Below are 16,301 nucleotides of genomic sequence, written 5' to 3' on the forward strand. Positions count from 1 at the left end.
CTACTTCGGCGCCGGTTGGGATAACGTCCCAGCCCAGATCGTGGTACACGGTCTGGTCCGGTGCCCGGTCGCCGCCAGGCGGCGGTGGATCGACCCGGATCTCGGATGGAGGAGGGTTCCAGCCTTGAGGCAGCAACTCGCACGGGTGCTCGGGGGCGTCGCCATTCTGGCGCTCGTCGCCGGCGGCGCCGCGGCATGCAAGAAGGACGACGCCGACACCCCCGGTGCCGGTTCGAAGGTTTGCGACCTGAAGATCGGCTTCTTCGGTGCTCTGACGGGCGACGCGGCCGGTCTGGGTATTCACATGCGCAACGGTGTGAAGCTCGCGATCGAGCAGTACAACAAGGACCACGCGGACTGCAAGGTCCTGCTCGAGGAGTACGACTCCCAGGGCGACCCGGCCAAGGCCCCGGCGCTGGCCGCCAAGGCCGCCGGTGACACCAAGGTCGTCGGCATCATCGGCCCGGCGTTCTCGGGCGAGACCGAGGCGAGCCTGGACACCTTCAAGGGTGCCGGCCTGCCGATGATCACCCCGTCCGCGACCCGTCCGAGCCTGAGCGACAAGGACTGGGGCGTCTTCCACCGTGGCGTGGGCAACGACCTGGCCCAGGGCCCGGCGGCCGGCCGCTACATCAAGGACGTGCTGAAGGCCGAGAAGACCTACGTCGTGGACGACCAGTCCGCGTACGGCGCGGGTCTGTCGACCGAGGTCGTCAAGGTGCTGGGCACCGTCGCCGGCCAGGACAAGGTCCAGGTCAAGCAGACCGACTTCGCCGCGACCGTGGCCAAGGTCAAGGGCAGCGGCGCGACCGCGCTGTTCTACGGTGGCTACTACACCGAGGCGGGTCTGCTGCTCAAGCAGCTGCGTGCCGCCGGCTGGACCGGCACCATGGTCGCCGGTGACGGCGTCAACGACGCCAACTTCGTCAAGGTCGCGGGCGACGCGGCCGCCGAGGGCACCGTCCTGACCTGCCCCTGCGCCCCGGCCACCGCGGCCAAGGGCACGTTCGTGGCCGACTACAAGGCGCTGAACAACGCCGAGCCGGGCACCTACGCCGACGTGTCGTACGACATCACCAACATCTTCATCGCGGGCATCAAGGCCGGGAAGACCACCCGTGCCGACCTGCTGGCCTTCGTGGACGGCTACAACGCCGTCGGCGCTGCCACGGGTGTGACCTACAAGTTCGAGAAGAACGGCGAGCTCGACCCGACCCAGGTTCTGGTGTGGGCGTTCGAGGTCAAGGGCGGCGCTGTCGTTCCGAAGGTCGAGATCCCCAAGGGCTGACCTGATCGCATGATCAGTTCGCGTACCGCGGATTCGTGATCTGTCGTGGCCGGGAGCAACTGGCTCCCGGCCACGACCCTTAGGCCCTCTCACCAGGAGCACCACGTGGATTTCTCCGAGCTGTTCCGGAACTTTTCGGAACTGACCGTCACGGGGCTGACCATGGGCGCCATCTACGCACTCGTCGCCCTCGGCTACACCCTCGTCTACGGCGTACTGCGCCTCATCAACTTCGCCCACTCCGAGGTCTTCATGGTCGGCACGTTCGCCGCCATGTTCACCTGGCAGGCGCTCGGGTTCGACCAGAACCACAGCCCCGCAGGCGTCCTGCTCAGCGCGGGCGTGCTGGTCGTGGGCCTGATCGCCGCGGTGGCGGCCTCGTCGGGCACCGCGGTGCTGGTCGAACTCGCCGCCTACCGCCCGCTGCGGCGGCGGAACGCCCCACCCCTGGCGTTCCTCATCAGTGCCATCGGCGCCTCTTACGTCATCATGGAGATCGTCGGCATCTACACCGACCGTGCCCCGTACGGCATGCCGGAGACGGTCTCGAACAAGGTGCTGTTCCGGGTGCTCGGCGCCGACATCACCGCGGTGCAGATCGTGATCGTCGTGGGCGCGCTGCTCATGATGGTCGGTCTGGACCGGTTCATCAACAAGACCCGGATGGGTCGGGGTGTGCGCGCGGTGGCGCAGGACCCGGATGCCGCCGCGCTGATGGGTGTGAACAAGAACCGCATCATCGGCCTGGTGTTCCTCCTGGGTGGGGTGATGGCCGGCGTCGGCGCCGTGTTCTGGAACATCAAGTACGGCTACACCAAGTTCAACGTGGGCTTCCTGCTGGGTATCAAGGCCTTCACCGCGGCGGTGCTGGGCGGTATCGGCAACCTGCGCGGTGCGCTGCTGGGCGGTCTGCTGCTCGGCGTGGTGGAGAACTACGCCTCGGCGCTGTTCGGCTCGAACTTCCGTGACCTGGTGGCGTTCATCGCGCTGATCGCGCTGCTGATGTTCCGGCCGACCGGCATCCTGGGTGAGTCGCTGGGGAGGGCACGCGCATGAGCGGCAACGGAAACGGGGTCACCAAGACCAACGGCACGGCGCAGCGCAGGGGCTTCTCGGCCCGGCTGCGGGCGCTGCCGGCGTGGCAGCGCTGGCTGGCCATCCTCGCGCTGGTGACGTTCTTCTACGCGATCCCGCTGGGCTGGTTCGCCGACCCGCCGGGCTTCTACAACCCGCTGGTGACGCAGAGTTCGGACTTCAGCACGGTGCTGTTCGACTCGGCCGTCTACGTGCTGCTGGCCGTGGGCCTCAACGTGGTGGTCGGCTTCGCGGGCCTGCTGGACCTCGGCTACTTCGGCTTCTTCGCGGTGGGCGCGTACACGATGGCGCTGCTGACCTCGCCCGCGAGCAAGCTGATCACCGAGTACCACTGGCTCGACAGCCCCTTGCCGTGGCTGCTGGTGCTGCCGCTTGCGGTGCTGGTGACCCTGTGCACGGGTGTGCTGCTGGGCTGGCCGACGCTGCGCCTGCGCGGTGACTACCTGGCCATCGTGACGCTCGGCTTCGCCGAGATGATCCGTGTGATCGCGATGCAGTCGGAGTGGGTCACCAACGGTGACCGGGGCATCTCGGGCATCCCGCACCCTCCGGGCGAGATCGACGGTGAGCCGATCTTCGGCTTCGTCGACCCCAAGCCGTACTACTGGCTCGTCCTGACGGTGATCGTTATCGTGGTCCTGGGGGTCCGGAACCTGCAGAACAGCCGGGTCGGCCGGGCCTGGGTGGCGATTCGCGAGGACGAGGACGCGGCGGAGCTGATGGGCGTGCCGACGTTCAAGTTCAAGATGTGGGCGTTCGCGATCGGTGCCTCGATCGGCGGGCTGTCCGGTGCGCTGTGGGCCAGCAAGGTCAACTTCATGAACTCCACCACGTTCGGCCTGGAGAACTCGATCCTGGTGCTGGCCGCGGTGATCCTGGGCGGCGCGGGCAGCATCCCCGGCTCCATCCTGGGCGGCTTCCTGGTCTGGTACGTGCCGGAGTGGATCCGCGGCCTGGGCGACCTGGTGGGTGTGGAGATCAACACGACCGAGTACCGCTACCTGGTCTTCGGCCTGGTGCTGATCGTCATGATGATCTTCCGGCCGCAGGGCATCTGGCCCAACCGGGCCCGCGAGGCCGAGTTCAAGGATCGGCAGAAGGAGGTGGCCGTCGGTGAGTGAGCGCAAGCCACTGCTGGAGGTCGACAACGTCACGCTCCGCTTCGGCGGCGTGGTGGCGCTGGACAAGGTCGACTTCACCCTCTACGAGGGGGAGATCCTCGGCCTGATCGGCCCGAACGGCGCCGGCAAGACCACCTGCTTCAACGCCATGACCGGCGTGTACCTGCCGACCGAGGGCGACATCCGGTTCCAGGGCAAGCGGGTGCCGGGCCAGAAGCGCAACCGGATCACCAAGATGGGCATCGCCCGCACGTTCCAGAACATCCGTCTCTTCCCGGAGATGACGGCGCTGGAGAACGTGCTGGTCGGCGCGGACGCGCACCACCAGGCCAGCGTGCCAAGCGCGCTGCTGCGGCTGCCCCGCTTCTGGCGGGAGGAGCGCAGCGCGGCCGAGCGGGCGCAGCAGCTGCTGGACTTCGTGGGCATCACCGCCCGCTCGTCCGACCTGGCCCGCAACCTGCCCTACGGCGACCAGCGGCGGCTGGAGATCGCCCGGGCGCTGGCCACGAACCCGACCCTGCTCTGCCTGGACGAGCCGGCCGCCGGCTTCAACCCGGCCGAGAAGGTGGCGCTGCTGGAGCTGATCCGCAAGATCCGCGACTCGGGCGTGACGGTGCTGCTGATCGAGCACGACATGCGCCTGGTCATGGAGGTCACCGACCGGATCGTGGTGCTGGAGTTCGGCAGGAAGATCGCCGAGGGCACCCCCGCCGAGGTGCGGGACAACCCGAAGGTGATCGCGGCCTACCTGGGAGTTCCCGATGCTGCTTGAGATCGACGACATCACCCTGCTGTACGGGCGGATCCAGGCGCTGCACGGCATCAGCCTGCACGTCAACGAGGGCGAGATCGTGGCTCTGATCGGCGCCAACGGCGCCGGCAAGTCCACCACGATGCGGGCCATCTCCGGCCTGCGGCCGATCGCCTCCGGCGCGATCCGCTTCAACGGCGAGGACATCTCCAAGCTGCGCGCCGACCTGCGCGTGGTGCGGGGCATCTGCCAGTCGCCGGAGGGCCGGGGCGTGTTCCCGGGCATGACGGTCAAGGAGAACCTGGAGATGGGCGCGTACATGCGACGCGACGCCGCCGGGATCGCCACCGACATGGAGCGGGTGTTCGGGCTGTTCCCGCGGCTGCTGGAGCGCATCAAGCAGCAGGGCGGCACGCTGTCCGGCGGTGAGCAGCAGATGCTGGCGGTGGGCCGGGCGCTGATGGGCCGGCCGAAGCTGCTGCTGCTCGACGAGCCGTCGATGGGCCTGGCGCCGATGCTGATCCAGCAGATCTTCAACATCATCACGGAGATCAACAAGCAGGGCACGACCGTGCTGGTGGTGGAGCAGAACGCGCAGCAGGCGCTGTCGCGGGCGCACCGGGCGTACGTCCTGGAGACGGGCTCCATCGTCAAGGAGGGGACGGGCGCGGACCTGCTGCACGACCCCGCGGTGAAGGCGGCCTACCTGGGCGTCGCCTGACGGGCAACGCCGACTGCGCGGAAGCTCCCCCGGATTCGGGGCAGCTTCCGCGCAGTTGCGTTTACGGGGTCTCACTTTGCGTTACCGTGAATCTACATACGGTACGCAAAGGGGATGTACGTGCTCAAGAGACTGATCCCGGTCGGCGTGGCCGCCCTGACCCTCGGTTTGAGCGCCTGCGGCGGCGGTGGCGACAGCCCGTCCGCGGCGACGCCGAGCGTATCGGCTGACGCGGCCCTGGCGGCGAAGGTGCCCGACGCGGTCAAGTCCGACGGCAAGCTGCTCGTCGGCACGGACGCGACCTACGCCCCGAACGAGTTCCTGGCCGAGGACGGCAAGACGGTGCAGGGCTTCGACATCGACCTGTTCCGGGCGGTGGCCGCCAAGCTCGGCCTCCAGGTCGAGTTCCAGCCGGCCACCTTCGGCGACATCATCCCGGGCGTCGGCTCCGGCAAGTACGAGGTCGGCGTCTCGTCGTTCACCGTCAACCCGGACCGCGTCAAGCAGGCCCTGATGGTGAGCTACTACAACGCGGGCACCCAGTGGGCCGCCAAGACGGGCAACCCGGCGGGGGTGGACCCGAACAACCCGTGCGGCAAGCGCATCGCGGTGCAGCGCGACACGGTGCAGGCCGAGGACATCGCCAAGAAGAACGAGGCGTGCAAGACCGCGGGCAAGCCCGAGATCACCATCGAGCCGTACCCGGGCCAGGACCAGGTCGCCGCGGCCGTCGTCTCCGGCAAGGACGACGCGATGCTGGCCGACTCGCCGGTCGCGGCGTACGCGGTCAAGCAGTCCAACGGGCAGCTGGAGCTGATCGGCGACATCTACGACGCCGCGCCCTACGGGTACGTGGTCCCCAAGGACCAGCAGCAGTTCGCCGAGGCGCTCCAGGGTGCCGTGGACGCGCTGATCAAGGACGGCTCGTACCAGAAGATCCTGGACCAGTGGGGCGTCGCGGGCGGCGCGGTGCCGAGCTCCCAGATCAACCCGTAGTCCGCCATGACCGCGCCCTCGCCCTCGCCCTCGCCGGCCCCGCTGCCGGCGCCGCGACCGGCCGACCCGATCAAGGCGATCCCGGTCCGGCACCCGGGCCGCTGGGTGGCGATCGCGGTCATCGCGCTGCTGGCTGCGATGTTCCTGCACCTGCTGCTGACCAACAGCGCCTTCCAGTGGCAGTTCATGTTCGAGCACATGTTAACGCCACCGGTGCTGCGCGGCCTGTGGGGCACCGTGTCGATCACCGTGGTCTCGATGATCATCGGGGTGCTGCTGGGGATCCTGGTGGCGGTGGCGCGGCTGTCGGAGAACCCGATCCTGCGCGGCGCCTCGTGGGCGTACACCTGGTTCTTCCGGGCGGTGCCGCGGCTGGTGCTGCTGGCCGTGCTGGGCAACCTGGGCATCCTGTGGCCGCGGCTGGAGTTCGGGGTGCCGTTCGACCGGTGGATCGGCGGGCTGTTCGGCATCGAGAACGCGACCTGGCGGGTGGGCGGCTTCGAGACCCGGGCGCTGCTCAGCGGGTTCGCCGTCGGCGTGCTGGGCCTGGCGCTGTCGGAGGCGGCGTACATGGCCGAGATCGTGCGGGCGGGCATGCTGTCGGTCGACCCCGGCCAGCAGGAGGCCGCGACCGCGCTGGGCATGAGCCGGTTCCAGGCGCTGCGCCGGGTGGTGCTGCCCCAGGCGATGCGCGTGATCATCCCGCCGACCGGCAACGAGACGATCGCGATGCTCAAGGACACCTCGCTGCTCATCGTCGTACCGGTGACGATGGAGTTGTTCTTCCAGCTCGACGCGATCGGCAAGCGCACCTTCCAGATCTTCCCGATGTACGTCGCGGCGATCCTGTGGTACCTGTTCCTGGTCAGCCTGCTGCTGGTCGGGCAGTACTTCCTCGAGCGGCACTTCGGGCGCGGCTACGGCCGCTCCGGCCAGGCCAAGATCAAGCTCAAGGGCCTGGCCGCCGAGCACGGTGGGGAGCCGATGTGAGCCACGCCGCCCCTGAGGAACCGATGGTGCGCACCGACAACGTGCACAAGGCGTTCGGGCACGTCGAGGTGCTGCGCGGCATCGACGTGACGGTGCCGCGCGGCACGGTCTGCGTGGTGCTGGGCCCGTCCGGCTCCGGCAAGTCGACCTTCCTGCGCTGCATCAACCACCTGGAGAAGATCGACTCGGGCCGGATCTGGGTCGACGGCAAGCTCATCGGGTACGAGCAGCGCGGCGACAAGCTGCACGAGCTGCACGACAAGGCCGTGGCCGCGCAGCGGCGCGAGATCGGCATGGTGTTCCAGCGCTTCAACCTGTTCCCGCACATGTGCGCGCTGGAGAACGTGATGGAGGCGCCGTCCACGGTCAAGGGCCGGAGCAAGGCCGAGTGCATGCGCAACGCGATGGAGCAGCTCAAGCGGGTGGGCCTGGCCGACAAGGCGGGCAACTACCCGTCGCAGCTGTCGGGCGGCCAGCAGCAGCGCGTCGCCATCGCCCGCGCCCTGGCCATGGACCCGAAGCTGATGCTGTTCGACGAGCCCACCAGCGCCCTGGACCCCGAACTCGTCGGCGACGTCCTGGACGCGATGAAGGACCTGGCCCGCTCCGGCATGACCATGGTCGTCGTCACCCACGAGATCGGCTTCGCCCGCGAGGTCGGCGACCAGCTCATCTTCATGGACGGCGGCGTGGTCGTCGAATCCGGCAACCCCCGCGAGGTCCTGTCCAACCCCCAGCACCCCCGCACCCGCGACTTCCTCAGCAAGGTCCTCTAGCCGCGCCCCACCCCCCTTTCCCGTCGATCATGAACATATGGCACGGTTCGACGGTGTGTCGGGGGCACAGCTTCCTGATCGACTCGCGGAAACCGGGGCGGTAGGGTGCGGGGTATGCCTACCGTCGCGGATCTCGAGTTCGGCAACTACCTGCTGGTGACCACGTTCCGCAAGGACGGGCGGGCGGTGCCGACGCCGGTGTGGGCCGTGCGCGACGGGGCCGACATCGTGGTGTGGACCGTCTCCGACAGCGGCAAGGTCAAGCGGCTGCGGCGCAGCAGCAAGGTGACGATCAGCGACTGCGACGTACGCGGCAAGGTCACCGGCCCGACCATCCCGGCCCGCGCCCGGCTGATGGACGCCCAGGCCACCGCAGAGGTCCGGCAGCTGCTCGTCAAGAAGTACGGCCTGCTGGGCCGGATCACCCTGTGGGGCAGCCGCGTCCGCCGCGGCGTCGACGGCACGATCGGCGTGCGCATCACCGATCCGGCCGCGCCCCGGACCCCGTAGCGCCGAACCCGTCGGAGGCAGGGCATAAGCTCGTCGGGTGACCGAGACCCTGCTGCTGCTCGACGGCCACTCGCTGGCGTACCGGGCCTTCTTCGCCCTGCCCGTGGAGAACTTCTCCACCAGCACCGGCCAGCCCACCAACGCGGTGTACGGCTTCACCTCGATGCTGATCAACGTGCTGCGCGACGAGCGGCCCACCCACATCGCCGTCGCCTTCGACGTGTCGCGCCACTCGTTCCGCACCGAGCAGTACGCCGAGTACAAGGCGGGCCGCTCGGAGACCCCGAGCGACTTCAAGGGCCAGGTCAGCCTGGTGCAGGAGGTGCTCGACGCGCTGCGGGTGCGCCACGTCGAGCTGGCCGGGTTCGAGGCCGACGACATCATCGCCACGCTGGCCCGGCAGGGCCGCGAGGCCGGGATGCGGGTGCTCATCTGCACCGGCGACCGCGACGCGTTCCAGCTGGTCACCAAGGACGTGACCGTGCTGTACCCGAAGAAGGGCGTCTCCGACCTGGCCCGGATGGACCCGGCCGCGGTGACCGAGAAGTACGGTGTCGGCCCCGACCGCTACCGCGACCTGGCCGCCCTGGTCGGCGAGTCCAGCGACAACCTGCCCGGCGTGCCCGGCGTGGGCCCCAAGACCGCCGCCAAGTGGATCACGCAGTACGACGGCCTGGACGGCGTCATCGCCCACGTCGACGAGATCAAGGGCAAGGCGGGGGACAGCCTGCGCGAGCACCTGGCCGGGGTGATGCGCAACCACCAGATCAACAAGCTGCGCGACGACCTCGAGCTGCCGCTGCCGCTGGACGAGTCGCACTGGACCAGCTGGGACCGCGAGGCGGTGCACCAGGTGTTCGACACGCTGCAGTTCCGGGTGCTGCGCGACCGGCTCTACCAGTACCTCGACACCGCCGAGCCGGAGGCCGAGGCCGGGTTCGAACTCGACGGCACGGTGCTGGAGGAGCCCGGCGCGCTCGCCGCCTGGCTGGAGGAGCACGGCGGCGGCACGATCGGCGTGGCCGTCGGCGGCACCTTCGGCCGCGGCACCGGCAACCTGACCGGCCTGGCCCTGGCCGCCGAGCAGGCGGCGGCGTGGTGCGACCCGGCCGGGCTGGACCCGGCCGACGAGACGGCGCTGGCGGCGTGGCTGGCCGACCCGCAGCGTCCCAAGGTCATCCACGACGCGAAGCCGGCCATGCTCGCCTTCCAGGCCCGGGGCTGGACCCTGGCCGGGCTGGCCAGCGACACCGCGCTGGCGGCCTACCTGGCCCGGCCGGACCAGCGCTCCTACGACCTGGCCGACCTGGCGCTGCGCTACCTGCACCGGGAGCTGCGCACTGAGGCGCCCGCCGGCAACGGCCAGCTGACCCTGGACTTCGGCGACGCCGCCCCCGACCGGGCCGCGGAGGAGGCGCTGATGCTGCGCGCCCGCGCCACCCTGGACCTGGTCGACGCGATCGGCGCCGAGCTGGGCACCGACGGGGGCGAGCGGCTGCTGGCCGAGCTGGAGCTGCCGCTGGTGCGGGTGCTCGGCGCCATGGAGCGCACCGGTATCGCCGCCGACACCGAGTACCTGTCGGAGCTGGAGTCGACGTTCGCGGCCGAGGTGAAGGCTGCCGCGCAGGCGGCGTACGCGGCGGTGGGGCGCGAGTTCAACCTGGGCTCGCCCAAGCAGCTGCAGGAGATCCTGTTCGGCGAGCTGAACCTGCCCAAGACCAAGAAGATCAAGACGGGTTACACCACCGACGCCGACGCGCTGCAGTGGCTCTACCAGCAGAGCGGGCACGCGGTCCTGGAGCACCTGCTGCGCCACCGCGATGTCGCCAAGCTCAAGTCGACCGTGGACGGCCTGCTCAAGTCGGTCAGCGACGACGGCCGCATCCATACCACGTTCTTCCAGACCGTGGCCGCGACCGGCCGCCTGTCCAGCACCGACCCCAACCTGCAGAACGTGCCGATCCGCACCGAGGAGGGCCGCCGCATCCGGCGCGCCTTCGTGGTCGGCACCGGGTACGAGTCGCTGCTGACCGCCGACTACAGCCAGATCGAGATGCGGATCATGGCGCACCTGTCCGGCGACGCCGGGCTGATCGAAGCGTTCGCCTCCGGCGAGGACCTGCACACCACGGTCGCCTCGAAGGTGTTCGCCACCGACGAGGTCAGTGCCGAGCAGCGCCGCCGCATCAAGGCCATGTCGTACGGCCTGGCCTACGGCCTCTCCGCGTACGGCCTGTCGCAGCAGCTGGGCATCTCGACCGCCGAGGCGACCGGGCTGATGGAGGACTACTTCGCCCGCTTCGGCGGCGTGCGGGACTACCTGCACGCGGTCGTCGACCAGGCCCGCAAGGACGGATACACGGCCACCATCCTGGGGCGCCGCCGATACCTGCCCGACCTGACCAGCGACAACCGGCAGCGGCGCGAGATGGCCGAGCGGATGGCCCTCAACGCCCCGATCCAGGGGTCGGCCGCCGACGTGATCAAGCTGGCGATGCTGCGGGTCGAGAAGGCGCTCAAGGCCGAGGGCCTGGCCTCGCGGATGCTGCTCCAGGTCCACGACGAGCTGGTGTTCGAGGTCGCCCCCGGCGAGCGGGAGGCCCTGGAGGCGCTGGCCCGCCGCGAGATGGCCGGCGCCGTCGACATCTCCGTCCCGCTGGAGGTCTCTGTCGGCTCCGGCCCCGACTGGAACGCCGCCGACCACTGACCCACCCGCCCCACCGCGCCCCGCCCCGCCTCCCGGCAGGCGGGGCGCACCCCTTTCCCGTCGATCATGAACCTATGGCACGGCTCGACGGTGCGTCGCGGGCACAGCTTCCTGGACACCCGTCCGCCGGTGGGGCCCGCCGCTCGGAGGGTGCAGTTTCGGGGAAACTGCAGGAATCGAGCCCGCTTTTCCAGCACTTTCCCCGAAACTGCACCTACGACGGCGCGAGGACCCGCCCCGCGACGGCGGCGGGTCAGGTGGGCGCGGTGGGTCAGGTGGTCAAGGCGGTGGTGGCGCGGTCGACGAGGTCGGCGGGGGACAGGGTGATCGGCAAGGCGATCGAGTTCTCGTCCGGGCCCGGTACCTCCAGCTCGGCCAGCTGCGAGTCGAGCAGCACCGGGTTGAAGAAGTGGCCGGGGCGGTGGCCCAGGCGGGCGGCGAGCAGTTCCCGGTCGCCGTCGAGGTAGACGATCCGCAGGTCGGGTGCGGCGGCGCGGAGCCGGTCGCGGTAGTGGCGTTTGAGCGCCGAGCACGCCAGGACGGCGGGTCGGCCGTCGCCTGCCTGGGCGGCGAGCCACTGCGCGCAGGCCAGCAGCCACGGTTCGCGGTCGGCGTCGGTGAGCGGGATGCCGTCGTGCATCTTCTGCTTGTTGGCCGGTGGGTGCAGGTCGTCGGCGTCCTGGAAGGCCGCCCCGAGTCGCAGCGCCAGGTTCGTGCCGATGGTGGTCTTGCCGCTGCCGGAGACTCCCATGACCAGTACGGGCGTATCACTCACGCGCCTGACACTAGCCCACCGCCACAGCCGCCTCCCGGCCCACGACCCTCCCGGCCTACGACCCTCCCGGCCTACGACCCTCCCGGCCCACGACCCTCCCGGATCGGTCCTCCGACGCCGAAAGATCGCCGTCCCCGGTCATTCGGTGAGCTACAGCCGCACCGAACGACCGAAAACAGCGATCTTGGAGGAGGCCTGGTGCTCCCTGCGGCCACTCAGTCGTAGGACGGGGTCGAGGAGCGGGCCAGGCGGCTGTGGCGGCGGCCGTACGGGAAGTACAGCAGCAGGCCCACGGCCATCCAGATCACGAACCGGATCCACGTGTCGACGGGCAGGTTCACCATCAGCCACAGGCAGGCCAGCACCGCCACGATCGGCAGGAACGGCACCCACGGCACCCGGAAGCTGCGGTGCAGGTCGGGCCGTGTCTTGCGCAGGATGACGACGCCGATCGAGACCACCACGAACGCGAACAGCGTGCCGATGCTGGTCAGCTCGGACAGCTTGGTCAGGTCGAGGAACGCGGCCAGGATCGCGATGATCACGCTGGTGACGATGGTGATGATCCACGGCGTGCCGTAGCGCGGGTGCACCGCGGCCAGCTTCTCGGGCAGCAGCCGGTCGCGCGACATGGCGAACAGCACGCGTGCCTGGCCGAGCATCAGCACCAGCACCACGGTGGTGATACCGCAGATGGCGCCGAGGGAGATGAGCTTGGCCGCCCAGTCCTGCCCGACCAGCTCGAACGCCAGCGCCAGCGGGGCGCCGGTGTCCAGCTGCTTGTAGTTGGCCATGCCGGTGATGACGAACGAGACGGCCGCGTACAGGACCGTGCAGATGACCAGCGAGCCGATGATGCCGCGGGGCAGGTCGCGCTGCGGGTGCTTGGTCTCCTCGGCGGTGGTGGCGACGATGTCGAAGCCGATGTACGCGAAGAAGACGATCGAGGACGCGGCCAGGATGCCCCACAGCCCGTAGTGCTGCGGCGTGATGCCGAGCAGGTGCTGGATCAGCGGCGCGGCCCCGCCCTCCTCCGTCTTGGCGGGCACCGCCGGCGGGATGTACGGCGAGTAGTTGGCGGCCTTGATGAAGAACGCCCCCAGCGCGATCACGAACAGCACCACGGCGATCTTGATCGCGACCAGCACCGCGGTGACCCGACCGGAGATCTTCGCGCCGATCACGCCGAGGGCGGCGCAGACGAACACGATGAAGATCGCGCCGAAGTCGGGGATGGCCTTGTCGCCGGCCAGCCAGTCCGGCAGGTTGAGCAGCGAGTGCAGGTAGCTGGACCAGCCGCGGGCCACCACGGCCGCGCCCAGGCCGAGCTCCAGCGCCAGGTCCCAGCCGATGATCCAGGCGATGAACTCGCCCAGGGTGGCGTACGAGAACGTGTACGCCGATCCGGCCACCGGCACGGTCGAGGCGAACTCGGCGTAGCAGAGGGCCGCCAGCCCGCACACGATCGCGGCGAGGATGAAGGAGATCACGATCGCCGGGCCCGCGTTGATCGCGGCCTGCTTGCCGGTGAGCACGAAGATGCCCGTGCCGATGATGACACCGATGCCGAAGACCGTGAGGTCGAACGCGGTCAGTTCCTTCTTGAGGCGGTGACCGGGTTCGTCGGTCTCTGCGATGGACTGCTCCACCGACTTCGTCCGAAATATGCTGTTGCTCACGTTTTGAGCGTACGCGCGTACAGACTGCCCACTGGGCGTGATCGCTCAACTTGATCCGCTCAAAGAAGCAGGGGCGGCACCCGGCCGGGTGCCGCCCCTGCTAAAGGGAGGGTCAGGTCAGCGCTTCGCCGCCGCCAGCTCGCCCACGGTGCGCTCGATCTCGCCGAGCGCCTCGGGGATCGCCGTCACGTTGGTGCCGCCGCCCTGGGCGACGTCGTCGCGGCCGCCGCCGCCCCCGCCGAGGATCTTCGCGGCGGTACGGACCAGCTGGCCCGCCTTGACGCCCAGGTCCCGAGCGGCGTCGTTGACCGCGACGACGACCACCGGGCGGTCGCCGGAGACGCCGCTGACCGCGACCACGGCCGGGCGCGCCGACAGCCGGTTGCGCACGTCCAGCGCCAGCGTGCGCAGGTCGTCGGCGTTGTCGGCCTCGGGCAGGTGCCGGACCACCACGGCCACGCCGTTGACGTCGGACGCGCTGTCGGCGATCGTCCCCGCCGCCTGGAGCACCTGGGCGGCGCGCAGGCTCTGGATCTCCTTCTCGACCTCGCGCAGGCGGCTGACCATGCCCGCGACCCGGTCCGGCAGCTCCTCCGGGCGCACCTTCAGCGCGTCGGTGAGCTGCGCGACCAGGGCGTGCTCGCGGGCCAGGAAGCGGTACGCGTCGGTGCCGACGAGCGCCTCGACGCGGCGTACCCCCGAACCGATCGACGCGGCGCTCAGCAGCTTGATCACGCCGAGCTGGCCGGAGCGGTTGGCGTGCGTGCCGCCGCACAGCTCGCGCGAGTAGTCGCCGACGGTGACCACGCGGACCTGCTCGCCGTACTTCTCGCCGAACATCGCCACGGCGCCGATCTCGCGGGCCTGCTTGATCGGCATGACCTCGGCGTGCACCTCCAGGTCGGCGATCAGCACCTCGTTGATGCGCTGCTCGACGTCGTGCAGCACCGACGGGGCCACCGCGCCCGGGGTGGTGAAGTCGAAGCGGAACCGGCCCGGCCCGTTCTCCGAACCGGCCTGCGCGGCCGACTCGCCCAGCGCGTCGCGGAACGCCTTGTGCACCAGGTGGGTGGCGGTGTGCGAGCGGGAGATCGCGCGGCGGCGCTCCAGGTCGATCTGGGCCTGCACGTCGGCGCCGAGCGCCACCTCGCCGCTGATGACGCGGCCGCGGTGCACGACCAGGCCGTCGATCGGGGTCTGCACGTCGTCGACGTGGATCACCGCGCCGCCGCCGAGCTCGATGATGCCCTGGTCGGAGAGCTGGCCGCCGCCCTCGGCGTAGAACGGGGTGCGGTCCAGGACGATCTCGATCTCCTGGCCCTCGTACGCCGCCTTGGCGGGGGCGCCGGCGACCAGCAGGCCGCGGACGCTGCCCTCGGCCGAGGTCTGCGTGTAGCCGAGGAAGTCCGAGCGGCCCGAGCTGTTGAGCACCTCGCGGTACGCCGAGACGTCGACGTGGCCGGTCTTCTTGGCCTTCGCGTCGGCCTTGGCCCGGTCGCGCTGCTCCTTCATCAGGCGGCGGAAGCCGTCCTCGTCCACGGACAGGCCCTGCTCGGCCGCCATCTCCAGGGTGACGTCGATCGGGAAGCCGTACGTGTCGTGCAGCTGGAACGCCTGGTCGCCGGCGAGCACGGTCGCGCCCTTGGCCTTCGTCTCGGCCGCGGCCAGGTCGAAGATCGAGGTGCCGGACTTCAGCGTCTGCAGGAACGCCGCCTCCTCGGCCACCGCGATGGTGTCGATGCGCTTGCGGTCGGTCTCCAGCTCCGGGTACTGCGGGCCCATGATGCCGATGGTCTTGCCGACCAGCTCGTGCATGGTGGGCTGGTGCGCGCCGAGCAGGCGCAGGTTGCGGATGGCGCGGCGCAGGATGCGGCGCAGCACGTAGCCGCGGCCCTCGTTGCTGGGCACCACGCCGTCGGCGATGAGCATGGTCGCGGTGCGGACGTGGTCGGCGACCACGCGCAGCGAGATGTCGCTCTTGTGGTCGGCGCCGTAGCGGCTGCCGGACAGCTGCGCGGCCAGGTCCAGGATCGGGCGGGTGGTGTCGATCTCGTACAGGTTGTCGACGCCCTGCAGCAGCGTGGCCAGCCGCTCCAGGCCCAGGCCGGTGTCGATGTTCTTGCTCGGCAGGTCCCCGACGATCGGGTAGCCCTCCTTGGAGGAGCCCTCACCCCGGATGTTCTGCATGAACACCAGGTTCCAGATCTCCAGGTACCGGTCGCCGGCGGTGTCCTTGAGCGGGCCGCCCTCGGGGCCGAACGACGGGCCGCGGTCGTAGTTGATCTCCGAGCACGGGCCGCACGGCCCCGGCACGCCCATCGACCAGAAGTTGGCCGCCATGCCCAGCCGCTGGATCCGCTCCTTCGGCACGCCGACCTGCTTGTGCCAGATGTCCTCGGCCTCGTCGTCGTCGAGGTAGACCGTGATCCACAGGCGGTCGGGGTCCAGGCCGTAGCCGCCGTCGGCGGTGGAGCTGGTCAGCAGCTCCCACGCCATCGGGATGGCCTTCTCCTTGAAGTAGTCGCCGAAGGAGAAGTTGCCGCACATCTGGAAGAACGAGTTGTGCCGGGTGGTCTTGCCGACCTCTTCGATGTCGGTGGTCCGCACGCACTTCTGCACACTGGTCGCGCGGGGCCACGGCGCCGGGATCTCACCCAGGAAGTAGGGCTTGAACGGCGCCATACCGGCGTTGATCAGCAACAGGGTGGGATCGTCGGCGATGAGCGACGCCGACTCGACCACCTGGTGGCCACGCTGCTCGAAGTAGCTGAGCCAACGCTTGCGGATCTCTGCCGATAGCATGGAAACGGCCTTCCGATCGTCAGGTACGAATATGGCGAGGTGGGCAAACACCCCGTCCGATGCAACTTGCCATGCTACCGCCGGGCCTAT

Annotated in this window: 14 protein-coding genes; 10 read left to right on the forward strand and 4 right to left on the reverse strand. The window is 69.7% G+C overall.

All coding sequences use genetic code 11. The features are described from left to right. On the reverse strand, positions 1–304 hold a 304-nt coding region (locus QEZ54_RS31040), incomplete at its 3' end, for a hypothetical protein (protein ID WP_281308307.1). Between QEZ54_RS31040 and QEZ54_RS31045 the strand changes: the two genes are divergently transcribed. The 10 genes from QEZ54_RS31045 to polA all read left to right on the forward strand — a co-directional run bounded on the left by QEZ54_RS31045 (position 305) and on the right by polA (position 10,955). Further along, entirely contained in the window at positions 305–1,288 is a 984-nt protein-coding gene (locus QEZ54_RS31045) for a branched-chain amino acid ABC transporter substrate-binding protein (protein WP_281308308.1), read from the forward strand. Positions 1,289–1,393: 105 nt separating this feature from the next. After that, positions 1,394–2,344 carry a branched-chain amino acid ABC transporter permease gene (locus tag QEZ54_RS31050; RefSeq protein ID WP_281308309.1) on the forward strand — a complete coding sequence of 317 codons (951 nt, stop codon included), beginning with the start codon at positions 1,394–1,396 and terminating at the stop codon, positions 2,342–2,344. Continuing rightward, positions 2,341–3,504 carry a branched-chain amino acid ABC transporter permease gene (locus QEZ54_RS31055; protein WP_281308310.1) on the forward strand — a complete coding sequence of 388 codons (1,164 nt, stop codon included), beginning with the start codon at positions 2,341–2,343 and terminating at the stop codon, positions 3,502–3,504. The genes QEZ54_RS31050 and QEZ54_RS31055 overlap by 4 nt, the downstream gene beginning before the upstream one ends. Continuing rightward, positions 3,497–4,276, forward strand: coding sequence for an ABC transporter ATP-binding protein (locus QEZ54_RS31060; RefSeq protein WP_281308311.1), 780 nt, complete (start codon positions 3,497–3,499; stop codon positions 4,274–4,276). Before QEZ54_RS31055 ends, QEZ54_RS31060 begins: the two co-directional genes overlap by 8 nt. Beyond that, positions 4,266–4,976 (forward strand): ABC transporter ATP-binding protein, encoded by a 711-nt coding sequence (locus QEZ54_RS31065; RefSeq protein ID WP_281308312.1) that lies wholly within the window; start codon positions 4,266–4,268, stop codon positions 4,974–4,976. Before QEZ54_RS31060 ends, QEZ54_RS31065 begins: the two co-directional genes overlap by 11 nt. A 114-nt stretch (positions 4,977–5,090) precedes the next feature. Further along, the gene (locus QEZ54_RS31070) at positions 5,091–5,972 is read left to right on the forward strand and encodes an ABC transporter substrate-binding protein (RefSeq protein ID WP_281308313.1); all 882 of its coding nucleotides are present in this window, start codon (positions 5,091–5,093) and stop codon (positions 5,970–5,972) included. Positions 5,973–5,978: 6 nt separating this feature from the next. Next, positions 5,979–6,962 carry an amino acid ABC transporter permease gene (locus QEZ54_RS31075; RefSeq protein WP_281308314.1) on the forward strand — a complete coding sequence of 328 codons (984 nt, stop codon included), beginning with the start codon at positions 5,979–5,981 and terminating at the stop codon, positions 6,960–6,962. A 23-nt stretch (positions 6,963–6,985) separates the two neighbouring features. Then, the gene (locus QEZ54_RS31080) at positions 6,986–7,738 is read left to right on the forward strand and encodes an amino acid ABC transporter ATP-binding protein (protein ID WP_281308379.1); all 753 of its coding nucleotides are present in this window, start codon (positions 6,986–6,988) and stop codon (positions 7,736–7,738) included. Positions 7,739–7,852: 114 nt separating this feature from the next. Further along, on the forward strand, positions 7,853–8,248 hold the full coding sequence (locus QEZ54_RS31085) for a PPOX class F420-dependent oxidoreductase (protein WP_281308315.1): 396 nt from the start codon (positions 7,853–7,855) through the stop codon (positions 8,246–8,248). Positions 8,249–8,285: 37 nt separating this feature from the next. After that, positions 8,286–10,955, forward strand: a complete 2,670-nt coding sequence (polA, locus tag QEZ54_RS31090) for a DNA polymerase I (RefSeq protein ID WP_281308316.1) — start codon at positions 8,286–8,288, stop codon at positions 10,953–10,955. 271 nt (positions 10,956–11,226) lie between these two features. Here the strand turns inward: polA and QEZ54_RS31095 are convergent, their stop codons facing one another. The 3 genes from QEZ54_RS31095 to alaS all read right to left on the reverse strand — a co-directional run bounded on the left by QEZ54_RS31095 (position 11,227) and on the right by alaS (position 16,211). Further along, positions 11,227–11,730 (reverse strand): gluconokinase, encoded by a 504-nt coding sequence (locus QEZ54_RS31095; RefSeq protein ID WP_281308317.1) that lies wholly within the window; start codon positions 11,728–11,730, stop codon positions 11,227–11,229. A 215-nt stretch (positions 11,731–11,945) separates the two neighbouring features. Continuing rightward, a complete protein-coding gene (locus QEZ54_RS31100) occupies positions 11,946–13,409 on the reverse strand; it encodes an amino acid permease (RefSeq protein WP_281308318.1) in 1,464 nt (487 codons plus the stop codon). Positions 13,410–13,526: 117 nt separating this feature from the next. Beyond that, complete coding sequence (alaS, locus tag QEZ54_RS31105; protein WP_281308319.1) at positions 13,527–16,211, reverse strand: alanine--tRNA ligase; 2,685 nt, start codon at positions 16,209–16,211, stop codon at positions 13,527–13,529. Between the last annotated feature and the right edge of the window lie 90 nt (positions 16,212–16,301).

Source organism: Catellatospora sp. KI3, assembly GCF_029948125.1.
Lineage (GTDB): Bacteria > Actinomycetota > Actinomycetes > Mycobacteriales > Micromonosporaceae > Catellatospora.